22 protein-coding genes are annotated in these 17,980 nt (G+C 38.5%); 3 read left to right on the top strand and 19 right to left on the bottom strand.

All coding sequences use genetic code 11. The features are described from left to right. Window positions 1-283 precede the first annotated feature (283 nt). Window positions 284-853 carry a hypothetical protein gene (locus H9635_RS15370; protein WP_225231336.1) on the top strand — a complete coding sequence of 190 codons (570 nt, stop codon included), beginning with the start codon at window positions 284-286 and terminating at the stop codon, window positions 851-853. A 76-nt stretch (window positions 854-929) separates the two neighbouring features. On the opposite strand, the gene H9635_RS15365 is transcribed toward H9635_RS15370, so the two are convergent. Then, the gene (locus H9635_RS15365; protein WP_191701181.1) at window positions 930-1,610 is read right to left on the bottom strand and encodes a KinB-signaling pathway activation protein; all 681 of its coding nucleotides are present in this window, start codon (window positions 1,608-1,610) and stop codon (window positions 930-932) included. 147 nt (window positions 1,611-1,757) lie between these two features. Here H9635_RS15365 and gerD point away from each other — a divergent pair, with 147 nt between their 5' ends. Beyond that, complete coding sequence (gene gerD / locus H9635_RS15360; protein WP_191701180.1) at window positions 1,758-2,369, top strand: spore germination lipoprotein GerD; 612 nt, start codon at window positions 1,758-1,760, stop codon at window positions 2,367-2,369. A gap of 49 nt (window positions 2,370-2,418) precedes the next feature. Here gerD and H9635_RS15355 read toward each other — a convergent pair whose 3' ends face one another. The 5 genes from H9635_RS15355 to H9635_RS15335 form a co-directional block, all read right to left on the bottom strand. Further along, a complete protein-coding gene (locus H9635_RS15355) occupies window positions 2,419-3,474 on the bottom strand; it encodes a P-loop NTPase (protein WP_191701179.1) in 1,056 nt (351 codons plus the stop codon). A 73-nt stretch (window positions 3,475-3,547) separates the two neighbouring features. Continuing rightward, window positions 3,548-4,261 (bottom strand): N-acetylmuramoyl-L-alanine amidase, encoded by a 714-nt coding sequence (locus H9635_RS15350; protein WP_191701178.1) that lies wholly within the window; start codon window positions 4,259-4,261, stop codon window positions 3,548-3,550. A gap of 57 nt (window positions 4,262-4,318) precedes the next feature. After that, window positions 4,319-6,127, bottom strand: a complete 1,809-nt coding sequence (locus tag H9635_RS15345) for an ABC transporter ATP-binding protein (protein WP_404828876.1) — start codon at window positions 6,125-6,127, stop codon at window positions 4,319-4,321. Beyond that, on the bottom strand, window positions 6,120-7,859 hold the full coding sequence (locus H9635_RS15340; RefSeq protein WP_191701177.1) for an ABC transporter ATP-binding protein: 1,740 nt from the start codon (window positions 7,857-7,859) through the stop codon (window positions 6,120-6,122). The genes H9635_RS15345 and H9635_RS15340 overlap by 8 nt, the downstream gene beginning before the upstream one ends. A 32-nt stretch (window positions 7,860-7,891) precedes the next feature. After that, window positions 7,892-8,164 (bottom strand): 2-keto-3-deoxygluconate kinase, encoded by a 273-nt coding sequence (locus H9635_RS15335; protein WP_191701176.1) that lies wholly within the window; start codon window positions 8,162-8,164, stop codon window positions 7,892-7,894. A 186-nt stretch (window positions 8,165-8,350) separates the two neighbouring features. On the opposite strand from H9635_RS15335, the gene H9635_RS15330 reads away from it, so the two are divergent. Beyond that, window positions 8,351-9,175, top strand: coding sequence for a methyl-accepting chemotaxis protein (locus H9635_RS15330; RefSeq protein WP_191701175.1), 825 nt, complete (start codon window positions 8,351-8,353; stop codon window positions 9,173-9,175). Between the two features lie 236 nt (window positions 9,176-9,411). Here H9635_RS15330 and rpsI read toward each other — a convergent pair whose 3' ends face one another. The 13 genes from rpsI to H9635_RS15265 all read right to left on the bottom strand — a co-directional run bounded on the left by rpsI (window position 9,412) and on the right by H9635_RS15265 (window position 17,966). Next, complete coding sequence (rpsI, locus tag H9635_RS15325) at window positions 9,412-9,804, bottom strand: 30S ribosomal protein S9 (protein ID WP_191701174.1); 393 nt, start codon at window positions 9,802-9,804, stop codon at window positions 9,412-9,414. A gap of 25 nt (window positions 9,805-9,829) precedes the next feature. Next, a complete protein-coding gene (gene rplM, locus H9635_RS15320; protein WP_191701173.1) occupies window positions 9,830-10,267 on the bottom strand; it encodes a 50S ribosomal protein L13 in 438 nt (145 codons plus the stop codon). A gap of 236 nt (window positions 10,268-10,503) precedes the next feature. Then, window positions 10,504-11,247 (bottom strand): tRNA pseudouridine(38-40) synthase TruA, encoded by a 744-nt coding sequence (truA, locus tag H9635_RS15315; protein ID WP_191701172.1) that lies wholly within the window; start codon window positions 11,245-11,247, stop codon window positions 10,504-10,506. A 13-nt stretch (window positions 11,248-11,260) separates the two neighbouring features. Beyond that, window positions 11,261-12,058 (bottom strand): energy-coupling factor transporter transmembrane component T family protein, encoded by a 798-nt coding sequence (locus H9635_RS15310; RefSeq protein ID WP_191701171.1) that lies wholly within the window; start codon window positions 12,056-12,058, stop codon window positions 11,261-11,263. Beyond that, on the bottom strand, window positions 12,055-12,927 hold the full coding sequence (locus H9635_RS15305) for an energy-coupling factor ABC transporter ATP-binding protein (protein ID WP_191701170.1): 873 nt from the start codon (window positions 12,925-12,927) through the stop codon (window positions 12,055-12,057). Before H9635_RS15305 ends, H9635_RS15310 begins: the two co-directional genes overlap by 4 nt. Continuing rightward, the gene (locus H9635_RS15300; protein WP_191701169.1) at window positions 12,903-13,748 is read right to left on the bottom strand and encodes an energy-coupling factor ABC transporter ATP-binding protein; all 846 of its coding nucleotides are present in this window, start codon (window positions 13,746-13,748) and stop codon (window positions 12,903-12,905) included. The genes H9635_RS15305 and H9635_RS15300 overlap by 25 nt, the downstream gene beginning before the upstream one ends. 444 nt (window positions 13,749-14,192) lie before the next feature. Beyond that, window positions 14,193-14,570, bottom strand: a complete 378-nt coding sequence (rplQ, locus tag H9635_RS15295; protein WP_008406715.1) for a 50S ribosomal protein L17 — start codon at window positions 14,568-14,570, stop codon at window positions 14,193-14,195. 56 nt (window positions 14,571-14,626) lie between these two features. After that, window positions 14,627-15,571, bottom strand: coding sequence for a DNA-directed RNA polymerase subunit alpha (locus H9635_RS15290; RefSeq protein ID WP_008406717.1), 945 nt, complete (start codon window positions 15,569-15,571; stop codon window positions 14,627-14,629). Between the two features lie 149 nt (window positions 15,572-15,720). Next, entirely contained in the window at window positions 15,721-16,110 is a 390-nt protein-coding gene (gene rpsK, locus H9635_RS15285; RefSeq protein ID WP_008406718.1) for a 30S ribosomal protein S11, read from the bottom strand. 26 nt (window positions 16,111-16,136) lie between these two features. Then, the gene (gene rpsM / locus H9635_RS15280) at window positions 16,137-16,502 is read right to left on the bottom strand and encodes a 30S ribosomal protein S13 (RefSeq protein ID WP_008406720.1); all 366 of its coding nucleotides are present in this window, start codon (window positions 16,500-16,502) and stop codon (window positions 16,137-16,139) included. A 24-nt stretch (window positions 16,503-16,526) separates the two neighbouring features. After that, complete coding sequence (rpmJ, locus tag H9635_RS15275; RefSeq protein WP_000868344.1) at window positions 16,527-16,640, bottom strand: 50S ribosomal protein L36; 114 nt, start codon at window positions 16,638-16,640, stop codon at window positions 16,527-16,529. Between the two features lie 37 nt (window positions 16,641-16,677). After that, complete coding sequence (infA, locus tag H9635_RS15270; protein ID WP_016839390.1) at window positions 16,678-16,896, bottom strand: translation initiation factor IF-1; 219 nt, start codon at window positions 16,894-16,896, stop codon at window positions 16,678-16,680. A gap of 416 nt (window positions 16,897-17,312) precedes the next feature. Beyond that, entirely contained in the window at window positions 17,313-17,966 is a 654-nt protein-coding gene (locus H9635_RS15265) for an adenylate kinase (protein WP_191701168.1), read from the bottom strand. Window positions 17,967-17,980 lie beyond the last annotated feature (14 nt).

Below are 17,980 nucleotides of genomic sequence, written 5' to 3'. Positions count from 1 at the left end.
AAAAGTTAAAATCTATTGTTTGCTTCATTTAAGAAGCTTGTTTCATTAACGTTGCTTGTTCAGTTTTCAAGGTTCATCGTGTTTCGTTTGTCGCGTCATCTCTTGGCGACTCACTTATAGTAACATCCTCTTGTTATATCCGTCAACACTTTTTCATAAGTTTTTAATAGAATCGTGTTTAAAACAATCGGAAAGTGGGTAGTTAATCATGTTTAAAACGTTGGTATCACTAATTTTATGCTTATTTCTGGTATTCATTTATTTTGATGAAAAAAGTAGTATTATGCCTGTATTTCAATTAACAGAGACTCCAGCAATCATTACAAAAGGTCAATTCGGTAAAAGTGTAATCATTGAACTCAGTTATTCTCATAAAGGTTTGGAAGAATGGGTTACAAACCTGAAAGAGCCTTATCCACTTTTTTTAGCAGATAGTGATTGGCTATTACGAAGTCCTGATTTAGTAAAAGTATTAATAGAAAAGAATATTAGAGTTGGTCTACTCGGTTCTACAAGTGATCAATATGTCGATGAAGCACTTTTAAATAAACAGCTCGCTATTTACGAAAAAACATTTTACAAAAAGCCACTATGGTTTGCGACCGCTGATTACAAAATGGAAGATTCTATGCAATCAGCTTTACATCAACTTGGCATTAACATAATTGCTCCAACAGAAACCTTTCCTATAGTAGAAAGTAAAATTCCTGAAGGTTCATTTGTAAGTATTCCTTTACATCGTGAGGAGAATGTCTCTTTTGATGCCATTAAACAATTTATGAATGAGCATATTTTTGTTTCAATTGAACAAAATATATTTGGTTATGAAATTTCTACAAAACGATTCCCATAATAAATATGAATCTATGTCTACTATAAAATAACAATGGGCCGTCACAAACGCTTATGTTTGTGACAGCCCTTTCTATTTAAGCTTTTGCAGTAGTATGCGACTCTTTTCTTGCTTTGCGACGTTCTTCCAATTTTTTTCGATCGGCTTCAGATTGTGCATTATACTTTGGCAACATTAAAATTTGGTATGCATTAACTGCCACTAACGGGAACAATAATAGTGCAACATATACGTCAATGTTATCCTGGCGGCCCATTAAAGCGATAATCCACTCTAATGAAGTTACAACAATCATAAAGAACATTGTGGAGATTAAGACATGTGGCTTTTTCGTCATTTTTATTTTCTTTACTGCCGTTAATATGGCCGCTCCGACTAAAACTATAAGTAAAAATCCGTAAATCAGCCAATCCCCCATTGTACTAGCTCCTGGGGCAAAGCGGAAAATCACAATATCGACTAAAACTATAATGATCAATAACATTTGTATCCAGTTCCAAAGCGTTAATGATCTAAATATATTAACACCAACTTGATGTAACGTTAAATAAGCAAAAAACCCTGCTTGGGCCATCACACTCATCGTCATACCTAAAACGATATTCCAAATAACCGCAGCCAGAAATTCCGAAATTTCCCCGTTCGCTAAATATGGTTGGTAAAAGTCCCAACGAATAATTAACGAGGCAACTGCATTCACTAAACCACCAATTATCAATGCCCAAAAAGCAAATTTAACCCAGTTTCGTATCGTCACGAACAATTCCCCCATTTTTTAATATACTTGTATATTTTATCAATTCGATTTGAAAAAAGCGACCTCTACTAAAAGTTGTTACATATATTTTGTTAAATTGTGAACAATAAACGAAAGCGCTTAAGTGAAGAAAGGAAGGAAGAAATAGTGAAACGTTTAATAATACTTGCCTTTTCCATCATTCTAATTGCTGGTTGTAACGATTCCAAATCAACGACGCTTTCTTATGACGAAGTAAAGAAAATTATGGTTGATGCTATCCAAACAGAAGATGGAAAAAAGGCGATCCGACAAATATTTGAAGATAAGAGCTTCCGGGAGCTGCTTATTTTAAATACCGAGGAAGTAAAAAAGGCGACCGAGGAAACAATGCTGTCAAAAGAAGCCATGGATTTTTGGGTAAAAACATTTGAAGACCCTAAGTTTAAGGAGAACTTCGCAAAAAGTATGCAGGATCAACAAAAGGATTTAATGAAAAACCTATTAAACGATTCTGCGTACCAAGAAGCTTTAACATCATTTTTTGGACAGCCGGATATGCAAAAGCAACTGGAATCAATTATGAAAGGTGCTGTAATGCGTAAGGAACTGGAAAAAGTGGTGACCGAAACAATAGAGAACCCTCTGATGCAGTCAAAATGGGAAGAGCTGATTAAAAAAAGCGGTGAAGGTTCTTCGTCTGAAAAAGAATCCGGATCTGGTGGTGGAGGTGGATCTGAGAAGGGAAGTAGCGAAGAAAAAAGCGGTGGCGGATCATAATAAAACAACCAGTTGTTCCATTTTGGGACAACTGGTTGTTAATATAAGCTTATTTATTTAATGCCGATACAATCTCTTCAGCAATTTTCAAGTAAATCTGACCTGTAGGGTGATTCTCTGCATAGATAGATGGCGCAAAATCTTCTTCAGTCCAATCTGGTTGACCTAACGGAATTTGACCAAGTAGCTTAGAACGTAATTCTTCAGCTAGCTTTGGACCGCCGCCTTGACCGAATACAAATTCCTTTTCACCAGTTTTGCTTTCATACCAAGCCATGTTTTCGATAACACCTAAAATCTCATGATTCGTTTGTAATGCCATTGCACCTGCACGAGCTGCTACAAATGCTGCTGTTGGGTGTGGCGTTGTAACAACAATTTCCTTTGAAGCCGGTAGCATCTGGTGAATATCAAGTGCTACGTCCCCTGTTCCTGGCGGTAAATCTAATAGTAGATAATCCAATTCGCCCCACTCTACATCACGGAAGAACTGGTCTAGTACTTTTCCAAGCATAGGACCGCGCCATACAATTGGTGCATTATTTTCTACGAAGAACCCCATTGAAATAACTTTTACACCTAAACGCTCAACTGGATATATACGATCTTCTTTTACAACTGGCATTTCCGTTACACCCATCATATCTGGAACAGAGAAGCCATAAATATCTGCATCGATTAATCCTACTTTTTTTCCTAAGCGCGCTAAAGCAACTGCCATGTTGACAGATACAGTCGATTTCCCTACGCCACCTTTACCAGAAGCAATTGAGATAAATTGCACACTTGATAATGGTGATAATATATCCTGTGCCTGTGACTCCGTCGCTTGTCCACGGAATGATTGTAAAACTTCTGCTGGTAATTCTTCAAAACGAATCCCCACTGAAGCCGCGCCGTTTTCTTTTAACACTTCTACAATTTTCATTTGTAGTGTCATTTGTTCCGGCGTATTTACCTTTGCAATTGCAATACGAACACTAACATGCCCTTTTTCTGCTTTAATTGAAACGTTTGTTACACCTTTTGTTTCTGCTAATGTTTTATGTAAAAACGGATCCTGTAATTCGCCCAATAGTTCTCGAACTTGTTGTTCATTTAGCACATCAAACACTCCCCTGAATGAAATATCCATTGTTAGTATATCATACTAGTCCCGTATTGCTATTACATGTTGCCTAGTCAAATTTCACATGAATATAATTTTCGATTCCACGCGCAATTGCAAATGCCATCTTATCCTGATAACTTTCAGTAGCAAGCAAGTCCCTTTCTTCTTCATTGCTTAGGAAACCCGTTTCTACCAATACTGCAGGTATTTCCACCTTCTTTAGTAAATAAACATTTTTAATCGATAATGCTTCCCTGTCTGTATTTTCCATCGTAGTACGAATGGATTGTTGAACAGCCTGTGCGAGTGCTTCACTCTTTTCATGTCCTTCATGATGATAAAACACTTGGGCTCCTCTCCATTTACTATTTGGAATTGCATTTGCATGAATCGTAATAAATATATCCGGCTCATGTGATTCCACTAATGTTTCACGTAGGAAAATATCCTGTTTTTTACGCTCACGAAGTGTTGGAAATGTCTCCTTTGGTGCATGTTCACTTAGTACATCTCCATCTGTTGAACGCGTTAATATTACTTCTGCCCCTAAACGTGTCAATTGACGAGCTACTTTTTTTGTAATTGCCAATGTCACATCTTTTTCGATTACATCACCATTTGAAGCACCACCATCAATACCTCCATGACCAGCATCCAATACAATTTTCAACCCACCTAATGGCTCGGGTAAAAAAAATCGCCGGTCGGAAGCATTTGTTTCATATACAACGACTAGCATCGAACAAAAAATAACGAATATAAGTGCAAGCCAACGCTTCATAAAAACACCGCCCTTTTTGCCTACTATACGCAAAAGAGGGGGCGTTTATTACCTCGATTAATTGGCCATTAGCTGATTTTGAAGCGTTGCATAAAATCCTTTGGCATTAATTAAAGAATCGTGATTGCCTTGCTCTAAAATTTGTCCATCTTTAATGACGAGAATTTGATCGGCGTTTTCTATCGTCTTTAAACGGTGTGCAATAACAAAACTTGTACGACCTTTCATTAAATTATTCAACCCTTTTTGAATATGAACTTCAGTCATCGTATCAACGCTCGAAGTTGCTTCATCTAAAATTAAAATATCTGGATCCTCCAAAATCGCACGTGCAATGGCAATAAGCTGACGCTGCCCTTGACTTAAGTTTAAGCCGCCACTTGATAACACTGTATCGTATTGCTCTGGCAAGTACTTGATAAAATTATGTGCATAGGCAATTTTGGCCGCCTGTTCAACTTCCTCGTCTGTAGCATTCAACTTGCCGAAACGAATATTTTCACGTACCGTCCCGGAAAATAAATACGTCTCCTGTAGGACTACCCCGACATGATCCCGAATATTATTCATTTTGTAATGCGTAATCGGCTCATCATCCAGTAGTATTCGGCCTCCTGTTGCATCGTAAAAACGTGTAAGCAATTGAATAATGGTCGTTTTTCCTGAACCGGTTGGACCAACAATCGCTATTGTTTCCCCGGCTTTCGCTTTAAAGTTGATGCCGCGCAGTACTGGTTTCCCTGACTCATACGCGAATTTGACATTTTCAAAAGTGACATCCCCTTTAAACTGAGGTTTTTCTTTTGCATGCTCGATGTCTTCTATTTCCCTTACTTCATCTAATACTTCAAATACTCGCTCAGAACCAGCAATTGCTGACTGGAATGTATTTAATAAGTTTGATAGCTGATTAATTGGACGGAAAAACTGGCGTGTATATGTAACAAACGATGCGATAACCCCAATCGTAAGTCCACTCGTTACCGCCATAACTGCACCTGTCCCAATTACTAAACTTAATCCTAGGTTATTCATGAAGTTATTAACTGGACCCATGAACCCGGAAATAATATCTGCCCGCATTGCAGAACCACGTAGTCTTTCGTTCGCTTCTTTAAATTCTGCCAGCGTTGATTTTTCTTTACCGAACAGTGTAATAATATCTGCATTAGAAATCGTCTCTTCAATGTAGCCATTTAAATTACCTAGATCCCGTTGACGCGCTTTATAGTTTACACTGCTTCTTTTTATAATCTGTTTCGTAGCGAACACGATAAGCGGGATGATAATAAGTGTGACAAGTGCTAAACGCCAATCCAAATAAAATAGCGCAAATGCCGTACCAACAATGGTTAAAAAGCTCGATACAATTTGAATAACACTTTGCGACAATGCTGCATTTAAATTTTCAATATCATTTGTCATCCGACTCATTAAATCACCCTGTTGCTTTTTATCATAAAAAGCTAATGGTAGTGATTGATATTGCTCAAAAAGCTGTTGACGTAAACGGCGAATGGTCTTTTGTGATACACGTATCATTACAAATGTTTGAATCCACGTTAGTAAAGATGATGCGATATACACCCCTGCCAAAACCAGCGCCATACGAATTGATCCTGATATATCAAGCTTTATAATATAGTCATCAATTGTCTTACCTATTAAAAATGGACCGACTAAACTTAAAAGCGTACTTATAATTACAAAAATAACAACACTAATTAGTTCAACCTTTTGAATACGTAAATAACTCCATATACGAAGTAATGTCTCTTTTTGATTTTTCGGCTTCACAACAGGACCGGTAAATCGCCCTCCTGGATGGCCCATCGGATTTGGTGGTCCCCCTTGTTGTTTATTCACTTAAGGTCACCCCTTTTTCCGCTTGTGTTTTTGCCATTTCATTATATAACTCGCTCGTCTTTAATAATTGCTCATGCGTCCCTTTGGCAATTATTTTCCCGTCATCCATTAAGAGAATTTGATTGGCATGTCGAACTGAGGAAATTTTAGATGAAACGATAAATTTTGTCGCCCCGGCAAACTGTTCATCAATTGCCTGCTGAATAGCCTTTTCGGAAATACTATCAACTGCACTCGTCACATCATCCAACACTAAAATATTCGGTTTGCGTATAAATGCTCGTGCCATTGCCAGCCGTTGCCTTTGTCCACCCGATAAATTCGTTGCCCCTTGTGTTAGCACATGCTCTGTCCCTGCCTCAAGTCTATCAACAAATTCTCTCGCATTCGATGCTTGCAATGCTTGTAAAATTTGTTGCTCTGTTGCCTCTGACTTTCCATATTGAAGGTTCTCAGCTATTGTTTTTGAAAACAAGGTCGCCTTTTGAGGAGCGAATCCTATTGACTGGCGTAGATGTTCAAGCCCGTATTGTCCTATTGGTATCCCATCAATTTTTATCACACCACTATCGACATCAAACAATCTTGGAATCATCTTGACTAACGTGGATTTCCCGCTCCCTGTCATTCCTAGAATGCCAACCGTTTCACCGGCATTTACATGGAAACTAATATTTTTAAGTACTGATTCCGTTCCTTTTAAATAAGAGAAGCTGACATTTTCAAAACTAACACTACCTTGAATCTTATGTGACTCTGGTACGGAAGGATTTGTAAATTCTATTTTTTCCTCCAATACTTCTACAATACGCTCTGCACTCGGAACTGCACGTGCAAGCTGTACAAGAACCATTGAAGAACTCATCAGCCCTTGCATGACCATCATTAAATAGTTAATAAAGGCTAAAATAACACCTACTTGTAAGGTATTATTATCTACCTTAATGGCACCCATCCATAATGCTGCAACAATTCCCATATTCACGACAAACATCGTCAATGGAGCTAGCACACCAATAATTTGATCTGCTGACATAGAGCGTTTCATTAATTGTGTATTAATGTCTGTAAACTGATCAATTTGATGATTTTTTCGGTTATAAGCCTTAATAACCCGAATACCAGCTAAATTTTCTTGAACCTTTGTATTTACTACGTCGACTACCAACTGAACTTTATGGAAAAGCTTGCCTGACAGTGCTGTGAAGTAATACATACAAAACGCTAAAATCGGTACTACTACCATCAAAATCGGAAATAGTTCCCGCGCTGTAATAAATACAATAACAATAGCCCCGATAAACATCATTGGACCACGAACAAATATTTTAAGCAGCATCGTTAATGCACGCTGAAGCATTTCAATATCACTCGTTAAATTCGTAACAAGTTTTCCGAGTGTAAATTTGTCTTTACTACTATTTGAAAAATAAGTAATCGTTTCATACAAATCATGACGAAGATCCGTTGAAAAATTAACTGCGGTTCGTGAGGCATAAATCGAACATCCAATCCCACCTATCAAACCGATTAATGATGTAATAATCATTAAACCAAAACTTCTTAGTATAAATACCGTATCGTTTTCAGCAATCCCATCGTCAATAATATGCTGTAAAATTGTTGGCTGTAACAAATCCATACTTACTTCGACTATCATCATTATCGGTGCAATGATAGCAAACAGAATATATGGTTTTATATATTTTGATAATTTCCCTACTGCCTGCATTAAATTCGTTCACTTCCTTATGGGAATCCAAATTAATTTTCTTGTGGATCTTCTAATATTTCATTTAGCTGAAACAACTCTAAAAAGTCATTCATAATAGCTTCCGTTGCTTTTAATTCGCCTGCGATAACTGGATGAATAGTTTGCAGTTCTTTAGATTCCAATTGATTTATTAATGTAGCGCGCTTTGATTCAAGCTGGCGATAAAATACAATTGCACGACCTCGACGGAAAGTTTGGGCACCTCTTCGGCGAGTGCCACACTCGATATCCTTACGTCGTCTACCGCTACCTTCTGATTTCATGAAATTCCTCCTTAGTATATGAATATAATCGTATCTTATTGTATACGAACGTATACAATATTGCTATTTATCATAAATTATTCATAATATTCTGTAAAATATGCCCCCTCTAAGTAGAGTATATAGTAGAATAAAGTTAGATATTGTTCGAATCAATTTATTAATATTTGTTAAGGGGTGGTTGCTATGAATCCAAAGCTACAAGCAATTGTAGACTCGATTGACTTTTACCAATCTACATATCCTGAAGATGCATGCATACTTATATTTGATACGGAAAAGGTGATCGGATACAAAAAGGGGCGTAACATTGATTTAAACATTCAATTAGGGGAATCAGTTGAAAAGCATCATCATACGACGAGTGTCCGTGCTCTGAAAAGTGGAAAATTTCTTCGTGAAGAGCGTAGTGCAGAAGGATTTGGCTTCCCATATATCGCATCTTCTGTGCCAATATATGAGCAGGGCGAAGTAATTGGTGTTGTAACAGGTGTTATCTCCAATTACCGGGTGAGTAATATGCGATTTGTAGCAACAGAGCTTTCTGGAGCTGTCGAAGAAATGTCCGCGACTACAGAACAATTAGCAAATGCCAGCAGCGATGTGTCTAAGCGCGTCGAAGAACTATCCGTTTTCGCAGAGCAAATGCATAAAAATATTATAGAGATTAATTCAATTGTGGGTGCGGTAAAAGATATTGCTATGCACTCAAAAATTTTAGGGTTAAATGCCTCTATTGAAGCTGCCCGTTCAGGCGAACATGGTAAAGGCTTTGCAGTCGTAGCAAAAGAAATACAGAAAATGGCCCAAAACAGTACGGACAGTGCAGATAAAATTGCACAACAACTTATTGATATTACTAATTCCATTGAATATATTAATACGTACACGAATCAAATTTCTACATTTACCGAAGAGTATACTGCGAGCATGCATGAAATGAGCAGTGCGTACGGAAGTATAAATGAAATGGGCGAAAAACTTTTAGAGCTAGATAATATTGAAAAATAACTTTGACTTATATATTTAAATAAACTAGTAAACCCTTTCCCGAAAAATATTGGGGAAAGGGTTTTGTTATGGGAATTTCTAATTTCATTTTAAATTTAAATGATTAAAAGTGACCTTACCTTCACTAGATTAGTTATAACTATTCGGATACGTCGTTAAAAAACACAGAAAAACCCTTTCTCGGAACAAGTCCTGAGAAAGGGTTTTGTAATTTCGCAAAATAGTAATCGTAAAGATTAACGTTTTGAGAACTGAGGTGCACGACGAGCGCCGCGTAAACCTGGTTTTTTACGTTCTTTCATACGAGAATCACGAGTTAATAGACCTGCAGCTTTTAAAGCTGGACGGAAGTCTGGATCAACTTGTAATAATGCACGAGCGATACCGTGACGGATTGCTCCAGCTTGACCTGTGAATCCACCACCGTTTACGTTAACGTGAACGTCATAAGAACCTTTAGTTTCTGTAGCTACTAATGGTTGGTTGATAATTAAGTGTAAAGTTTCGTATGGTAGGTAATCTGCAATTTCACGATTGTTGATTACTACTTTACCTTCGCCTGGTACTAAACGTACGCGAGCAGTTGAGCTTTTACGGCGACCTGTGCCGATGTATTGTACTTGTGCCAAAGTTATTTCCTCCTATTATAGTTTATTAACCACGTAGCTCGTAAGCTTCTGGTTTTTGTGCAGCATGTGGATGTTCAGAACCAGTGTAAACGTTCAGTTTAGTGAACATTTGACGACCTAAAGAGTTCTTTGGAAGCATACCCTTAATTGCTAGTTCAAGCATTTGTGTTGGGTATTTTTCTTTCATTTCTCCAGCTGTACGTTGTTTTAAACCACCAGCGAATTGAGTGTGACGGTAGTAAATTTTCTTTTGTAATTTGTTACCTGTTAACTCAATTTTATCAGCGTTGATGATGATCACGTGATCTCCTGTATCAACGTTTGGTGTGAAAGTTGGTTTATGTTTACCACGTAAGATAGAAGCTACTTCAGAAGCTAAACGACCTAATGTTTGGCCTTCTGCGTCAACTACTAACCATTTACGTTCTACTTCTTGACCTTTAGCCATGAAAGTTGTGCGCATGTTTGTATCCTCCTAATCGATATGAATTACCGTTATTTTTCATTATATACACTATATAAGTTTCGGGGCTTATTATTGTGGTGGTAATGAAAATACCATACATCATCATATAATGTATCGCGTTTAAAGTCAAGATATTTAATTGAACACCTGGAGAGGTTGTTAATCCTTTTCCCACGGCTATTTTTCTCGTATTTTTACATAATCGTACAAAAAATTTTCAAAAAATATATAAATTATTTATAAAAAACTTGCTCTAAATATAAACCGTGCGCTGGGGCAGTCTTACCTGCCAAAGAACGATCCTTCGAAGCAATCATCTGGGGTAACGAACTTATTTCCCTTCTCTCTGTTCCTACTTCCCATAACGTACCCGCTATAATCCGGACCATATTGTACAGGAAGCCATTCCCGCTTATTGTCATATGCAATTCCTCACCATGCCAATTAAGCTCTAATGCATTGACTACACGCACCTTATCAACCACACTCGTATTCGCCGCGCAAAAACAGCTAAAATCATGCTTTCCTATAATAGCTTGAGCCGCATCTCGCATTGATTCAATATCGGGTTTTATCCCATTAGTCTCAACTGCATAATGACGTCTAAAAGGACTTTGAATCATGCTACAATCCCAAATGTACCGGTAACGCTTTCCTAGTACATCATAGCGTGCATGAAAATCATCCTTTACTTGCTCTACTTGCATTACTCGAATATCACGTGGTAACTGCACATTTAAAGCCTTTTGATATTTTTCTAGCGGTATGGATAAAGGTGTATCGAAGTGAATCACTTGACCTGTTGCATGGACACGCGCATCCGTACGTCCACTTGCTGTAATTTTCACCTGATTTCCTTTATGCATCGTAGCTAATACCTTTTCAATTTCAAGCTGTACTGTACGCTCTCCCGGCTGAACTTGATAACCAGCAAATGCCGTACCATCATAGCTTATTGTTGCTTTTAATCTGACCATTTCAATACCCCTCTTAACCTCGTAGCATCCACAGCAGGACCGCCATTATTACTAGTGCGATTAAAATTATCGTATCTTTTGCATGCCATTTTAACAAACGATACTTCGTACGACCTTCGCCTCCACGATAGCCACGTACTTCCATGGCCGTTGCAAGATCCTCTGCTCGTTTAAATGCGCTAATAAACAGCGGCACTAGCAATGGTACCACAGCCTTTAGACGATCTTTAATCGGTCCCGCACTTAAATCTGAACCTCGTGCCATTTGTGCTTTCATAATTTTATCTGTTTCATCCATTAATGTTGGAATGAAACGCAGTGAAATAGACATCATGAGTGCTAGCTCATGCACAGGCAGCTTCAACTTCTTAAATGGGTTTAACAGGACCTCTAAGCCATCTGTAATGGAAATAGGGGATGTTGTTAGCGTTAAGATGGATGTCATAAAGACGAGCATTAAAAAGCGCAGTGAAATATACACACCTTGGCGCAAACCTTCTTCATAAATTTTCATAAAGCCAAGGTCAACGAGTACAGGACCTTCTCTCGTCATAAATAAATGCAATATGAGTGTAAAGAGCATTAAAAATATAACCGGCTTTAATCCATTAATTAAAAAGTAAAGTCGAATTTTTGAAAGCAAAATTACGATTAAGGTAAAGGCTAATAGTATTCCGTACGTCAACGTATTATTGGCCAAAAAGACAACAATAATAAATGCAAATACAAAGAGCAGCTTTGAACGTGGGTCAAGCATATGAACAAATGAATTCCCCGGAATATATCGGCCAAAAATCATTTTTTCCATCATTGTCCTTCACGCTCCTTAGGAATCGCTTGTCCGATTTCAAATGCAAGCTCTTCTTCAGTTAAGCAAACTTTTGATAATGATTTGTCCATCATTTTCTCTACTTGCCGCTGGAAACGGACAATGCGTGGTGGTTCTAAACGAAATTGCGCAAGTGTTCTGCTGTCACCGAAGATTTCTCTTGGATTGCCATTCAACACACATCGACCTTCATGCATGATGGCAATTGAATCCGCATAACGTGCTGCATCTTCCATACTATGTGTAACAAGAATCGTTGTTAAACCTCGTTGTTTATGTAACTCATAAAATAAGTCCATAATCTCCTTTTGCCCTCGAGGGTCAAGACCAGCAGTTGGTTCATCCAAAACAATTACTTCAGGATCCATTGCTAAAACCCCTGCAATTGCTACTCGACGCATCTGTCCCCCTGACAAATCGAACGGAGATTTTTCAAGGATATCCTCAGGCAACCCTACAAGCGAGATTAATTCACGTGCGCGCTTTTCTGCTTCTTCCTCTGAAACTCCGAAATTCATCGGACCAAACATAATATCCTTTAATACGGTCTCCTCAAATAGCTGATGCTCTGGAAACTGAAAGACGATACCAACTTTCTGCCTTATTGATTTCAAATCTTTCGCCTTTTTCCCAGCTTCAATTAACCGGTCTCCGATTTTCACCGTACCGCTCGATGGCTTTAGTAGACCATTAAAATGAAGGAGGATTGTTGATTTACCTGATCCTGTATGTCCGATGATTGCCTGAAATGTTCCACTTTTAATTGTTAAGTCAACCTCATGTAAAGCTTGTTTTTCAAATGGAGTGCCTTTTGCATAGGCATAGCTTACTTGTTGAAGTTGGATGTCCATAAATCATTCACCAGCTCTTCTTCTGTCATATGTTGCCCTACAAGCTGTACTCCCTGTGCTTGTAGTAGCTTAGTCATCTTCATGGCAAAAGGCATATCCAGACCAAACTGCAGAAGTTTATCTCCTAATGAAAAAATTTCTGCAGGCGTACCTTCTTCATACTTTTTACCATCATTCATAAAAATAATACGATCCGCCAAAAGTGCCTCTTCCAAATCATGTGTAATCGCCAAAACAGTTAAGTCAATTTCTTTTCTTAATGTTTCAACGAGCGTCAACACTTCTTCACGACCTTGAGGATCCAACATCGAAGTCGCTTCATCCAATATTAGAATTTGAGGATGCATTGCTAAAGCCCCAGCAATCGCTACACGTTGCTTCTGCCCTCCTGATAAATGATGTGGCTCATGATTAATGAACGCCTCCATTTTAACTTGTTGAAGTGCATCCTGTACCCGCTGAACCATCTCTTTATGCGGTACACCGTTATTTTCAAGAGAGAAAGCTACATCGTCCTGCACAGTAGCACCAACAAACTGATTATCTGGGTTTTGAAAGACAATCCCAATTTGCGAACGGATGTCCCATAGGTTTTCTTCTGTTAGAATATTATGTTTTATGCGGACTTCCCCTTGCTGAGGTAATAGTAAGCCGCTCATTAATTTTGCCATTGTCGACTTTCCAGAACCATTGTGTCCAACTATTGTAATCCATTCACCTTTGTTAATTGCAAAGGAGACATCCTCTACAGCGTTTCGTGCATTTGGTTCATCGGGCGTATATGAAAATGTTACATGATTAAATGATAAAATCTCATTCATACTCAGCTATTCTCCCCTTTGCCTTGAATGTATTACACATATATAAATAGGTAGTTAAAATTTCCCAGGAAATTATACATATATAAAAATAAAGCACGTTCTCAAACAAGTTCAGCTTTATGCCACCTATTTAAACGTACTTTATGTTTGCATATGTATGAGGAATGTAGGGGCTCAATCCTAGTATTCCATAAATAAAAAAGCGCGCACCTCATTCAGAGAAATGCGCTTGTCGTTACATTTACAAAATTTACGGGTGCTCAAGCCCGGAAATTCATTGAATGAGGTGCGGAGAGCTAAACGAGACGCCAGTAGTTGACTACTCCGCTCATCATAACGCTCAGCTTAATTATTGTCGTATAAAATCACAAAACCTATGAAAAAAGAGGGGTGCATGGGTTCAACCGGTGAACCGGACACCCCTCTTCACCTATTTCGTTAGAATTAAACTAATTCGATAACTACTACTGGTGCGCCGTCTCCACGACGAGGACCTACTTTAAGAATACGAGTGTAACCACCTTGACGCTCCGCATAACGAGGTGCGATATCATCAAATAATTTTTGAAGTGCGAAAACAGTTTTTTCTTCTTCGCCTTCTCCAACTGTTACTAACTCACGACGGATGAATGCTGCCGCTTGACGACGAGCGTGTAAATCACCGCGTTTACCTAAAGTAATCATTTTCTCAACTGCTTTACGAGTTTCTTTAGCGCGCGCTTCAGTTGTTTCGATGCGCTCGTTGATGATTAAATCAGTAGCTAAGTCGCGTAGTAATGCTTTACGTTGAGAACTTGTACGACCAAGTTTTCTGTAACCCATGGACGTTTCCCTCCTTTTAAATATATCTGATCTAGCTAAATTTTATAATTTTTCGCTTAGTCTTCTTTACGTAATCCTAAACCAAGCTCTTCTAACTTATGCTTAACTTCTTCAAGAGACTTACGACCAAGATTACGTACTTTCATCATATCGTCTTCAGACTTATTAGCTAACTCTAATACCGTATTGATACCAGCGCGCTTTAAGCAGTTGTAAGAACGAACAGAAAGATCAAGTTCTTCGATAGTCATCTCTAATACTTTTTCTTTTTGATCTTCTTCTTTTTCGACCATGATTTCAGCAGTTTGTGCCTCGTTCGTCATGCCTACGAAGATATTTAAGTGTTCAGTTAAAATTTTCGCTCCAAGTGAAATCGCCTCTTTAGGACCGATGCTTCCATCTGTCCATACATCAAGTGATAACTTGTCGTAGTCAGAATTTTGTCCAACACGAGTGTTCTCTACTTGGAAGTTGACGCGTGAAACTGGAGTGTAAATAGAGTCGATCGGGATCACGCCGATAGGAAGATCCTCACGTTTGTTTTGATCAGCAGGAGTATAACCACGGCCACGTTGTGCGTACATACGCATACGTAAATGACCGTTTTTTGCGATTGTTGCGATATATAAATCTGGGTTTAATATTTCTACATCACTGTCATGTGTAATGTCAGCTGCAGTAACCGTTCCGTCACCCTTTACATCTATCTCAATGACTTTTTCTTCGTCCGAGTAGATTTTTAAAGCTAGCTTTTTCACGTTTAAGATAATTGAAGCAACATCTTCTACAACGCCTTCTACAGTTGAGAATTCGTGTAGTACGCCGTCAATTTGAATTGACGTTACAGCAGCTCCAGGTAATGAAGACAGAAGGATACGACGTAAAGAATTTCCCAAAGTATTACCATAACCACGTTCAAGCGGTTCTACAACAAACTTGCCGTATTTGGCATCTTCGCTAATCTCCACTGTTTCAATCTTTGGTTTTTCAATTTCGATCATTCCAATTTACCCTCCTTCAAAACATCTAATGTATAGGTTCTTATCATCATAGTTGTTAATCTAAGATAGACTAAAAAATGCACAAGACTTTTGTACAAAGTAACATGATGTACATAGAAGTACAAAATTATACTTCTAAGATGCACCCATTACACGCGACGACGTTTTGGCGGACGGCAACCGTTATGTGGAACTGGAGTAACGTCTTTAATAGCAGTTACTTCTAATCCAGCAGCTTGAAGTGCACGAACTGCAGCTTCACGACCAGAACCAGGACCTTTAACTGTTACTTCAATGTTTTTTAAACCATGTTCCATTGAAGTTTTAGCAGCTGTTTCAGCAGCCATTTGAGCTGCGAATGGAGTTGATTTACGTGAACCACGGAAACCTAAAGCACCAGCTGAAGACCAAGATAATGCGTTACCTTGCATATCAGTGATCGTTACGATTGTATTGTTGAATGTAGAACGGATGTGAGCAACACCAGATTCGATGTTCTTTTTCACACGACGTTTACGAGTTTGTTGTTTACGAGCCATGTTAAGAAGGAACCTCCTTTACTTAATTATTTTTTCTTGTTCGCTACAGTTTTACGAGGACCTTTACGCGTACGCGCATTGTTTTTCGTATTTTGACCACGAACAGGTAAACCACGACGGTGACGGATACCACGGTTTGAAGCGATTTCCATTAAACGTTTGATGTTTAAAGAAACTTCACGACGTAAGTCACCTTCTGTTTTGTATGAATCTAATTGTTCACGAATTTGGTTTAATTGATCTTCTGTTAAGTCTTTAACGCGAGTATTTTCGTCAATACCTGCACCTGCTAATACTTTTTGAGAAGTAGTTTTACCAATACCGTAAATGTAAGTTAATGAAATTACAACGCGTTTGTCGCGAGGAATATCAACACCAGCAATACGTGCCATTCGTTAGTGCACCTCCTTGATTAATTATCCTTGTTTTTGTTTGTGTTTAGGATTTTCACAGATTACCATTACTTTACCGCGTCGGCGAATTACTTTACATTTTTCGCAGATCGGTTTCACAGATGGTCTCACTTTCATCTAACCTAACCTCCTTAATAGTCCGGAGTGCAAAAGATTATTTAAAACGGTATGTGATACGACCGCGAGTTAAATCATAAGGAGATAACTCAATAGTAACCTTATCTCCAGGTAGGATACGGATAAAGTGCATACGGATCTTTCCAGAAACGTGTGCTAGCACAGTGTGCCCATTTTCTAATTCTACCTTAAACATCGCGTTTGGCAAAGTCTCAACAACTGTCCCTTCGACTTCAATTACATCGTCTTTCGCCATCTTCTCGTCTCCCTTCTATATGCTAATATCAAAAAACTCATGCGAGCTCTTGCAACTGTTTCTCCTGATTAAGAAGCAACTCGTTCCAACATATGTTTTGGATTGCATGAGAGATGTACAATAAGACGCTCGTCTGGTTTCGCTTCACACAATCCATGGAAACAGTCCTTATAATAAGGAACCGCATCCCTTATGTTAACACGATAGCCGGAATGTCTTGATGAGAGATTCATACCCGTTACACAGATGCTTCCACGAAACCCATTATACGTTACAAAGATGTCATCACACGAATTTTGTGCTCAACCCTTATAGTATATACCGGGCACAATATGCTTTTGCAACTCTCAAAAAATTATGTTTCGTTGTTGCCTCCGCATGAATACCGCGGAAGCTGTCTAGCGCCCGGACGGATATCAGCTGCGGCTGCCCTGCAATAGAGCATCAAGATCAGCAAATACTTTAGAAATTTCTTGCTGTCCATTAATATTTTTAAGTACTCCCTTTGCTTCATAAAAATCAAGTAAAGGTTGTGCTTGGTTCATATTTACTTCAAGACGGTTTGTAACAGTTTCAGGATTATCATCCGCACGTGTATATAACTCGCCGCCATCTTTATCACATTTGCCTTCCTCTTTTGGAGGATTAAACACTAAATGATACGATGTACCACAAGTCTTACATATACGACGTCCACTTAAACGTGCGATTAATTCTTCTTTTTCAACTTGAACATTAATTGTATGCTCAACTGGACGACCTAATTCATCAAGGATGCTATCTAAAGCTTCTGCTTGAGGAACTGTACGTGGGAATCCATCTAATAAGAATCCTTTTTCGCAGTCATGTTGTGAAAGACGTTCACGAACAATACCAATCGTTACTTCATCCGGCACTAATGCGCCTTGATCCATAAACGATTTTGCCTTTAAACCTAATTCAGTACCATCTTTAATAGCGGCACGGAACATATCGCCTGTAGAAATATGAGGGATTGCGTACTTCTCAACAATTTTGTCAGCCTGAGTACCTTTACCGGCACCTGGAAGACCCATTAAAACGATATTCATACGTAATAGTCCCC

The sequence above is a fragment of the Solibacillus faecavium genome (assembly GCF_014836905.1).
In the GTDB taxonomy this organism is placed as follows: domain Bacteria; phylum Bacillota; class Bacilli; order Bacillales_A; family Planococcaceae; genus Solibacillus; species Solibacillus faecavium.
This window is presented reverse-complemented; position numbering and strand designations above follow the sequence as displayed.

What these genes read in the sequence shown, in the direction of transcription:
- H9635_RS15330 (WP_191701175.1), top strand. Translation starts at nt 8,351, where the DNA reads ATGAATCCAAAGCTACAAGCAATTGTAGACTCGATTGACTTTTACCAA.
- infA (WP_016839390.1), bottom strand. Translation starts at nt 16,896, where the DNA reads ATGGCGAAAGACGATGTAATTGAAGTCGAAGGGACAGTTGTTGAGACT.
- H9635_RS15265 (WP_191701168.1), bottom strand. Translation starts at nt 17,966, where the DNA reads ATGAATATCGTTTTAATGGGTCTTCCAGGTGCCGGTAAAGGTACTCAG.
- H9635_RS15290 (WP_008406717.1), bottom strand. Translation starts at nt 15,571, where the DNA reads ATGATCGAAATTGAAAAACCAAAGATTGAAACAGTGGAGATTAGCGAA.
- H9635_RS15335 (WP_191701176.1), bottom strand. Translation starts at nt 8,164, where the DNA reads ATGAAATCAGAAGGTAGCGGTAGACGACGTAAGGATATCGAGTGTGGC.
- H9635_RS15305 (WP_191701170.1), bottom strand. Translation starts at nt 12,927, where the DNA reads ATGGACATCCAACTTCAACAAGTAAGCTATGCCTATGCAAAAGGCACT.
- rplQ (WP_008406715.1), bottom strand. Translation starts at nt 14,570, where the DNA reads ATGGGTTACAGAAAACTTGGTCGTACAAGTTCTCAACGTAAAGCATTA.
- truA (WP_191701172.1), bottom strand. Translation starts at nt 11,247, where the DNA reads ATGGTCAGATTAAAAGCAACAATAAGCTATGATGGTACGGCATTTGCT.
- rpsK (WP_008406718.1), bottom strand. Translation starts at nt 16,110, where the DNA reads ATGGCTCGTAAACAACAAACTCGTAAACGTCGTGTGAAAAAGAACATC.
- H9635_RS15310 (WP_191701171.1), bottom strand. Translation starts at nt 12,058, where the DNA reads ATGATGGAAAAAATGATTTTTGGCCGATATATTCCGGGGAATTCATTT.
- H9635_RS15350 (WP_191701178.1), bottom strand. Translation starts at nt 4,261, where the DNA reads ATGAAGCGTTGGCTTGCACTTATATTCGTTATTTTTTGTTCGATGCTA.
- H9635_RS15300 (WP_191701169.1), bottom strand. Translation starts at nt 13,748, where the DNA reads ATGAATGAGATTTTATCATTTAATCATGTAACATTTTCATATACGCCC.
- H9635_RS15370 (WP_225231336.1), top strand. Translation starts at nt 284, where the DNA reads ATGCCTGTATTTCAATTAACAGAGACTCCAGCAATCATTACAAAAGGT.
- H9635_RS15340 (WP_191701177.1), bottom strand. Translation starts at nt 7,859, where the DNA reads ATGCAGGCAGTAGGGAAATTATCAAAATATATAAAACCATATATTCTG.
- rplM (WP_191701173.1), bottom strand. Translation starts at nt 10,267, where the DNA reads ATGCGCACAACTTTCATGGCTAAAGGTCAAGAAGTAGAACGTAAATGG.
- rpsM (WP_008406720.1), bottom strand. Translation starts at nt 16,502, where the DNA reads ATGGCACGTATTGCTGGTGTTGATATTCCTCGCGACAAACGCGTTGTA.
- rpmJ (WP_000868344.1), bottom strand. Translation starts at nt 16,640, where the DNA reads ATGAAAGTGAGACCATCTGTGAAACCGATCTGCGAAAAATGTAAAGTA.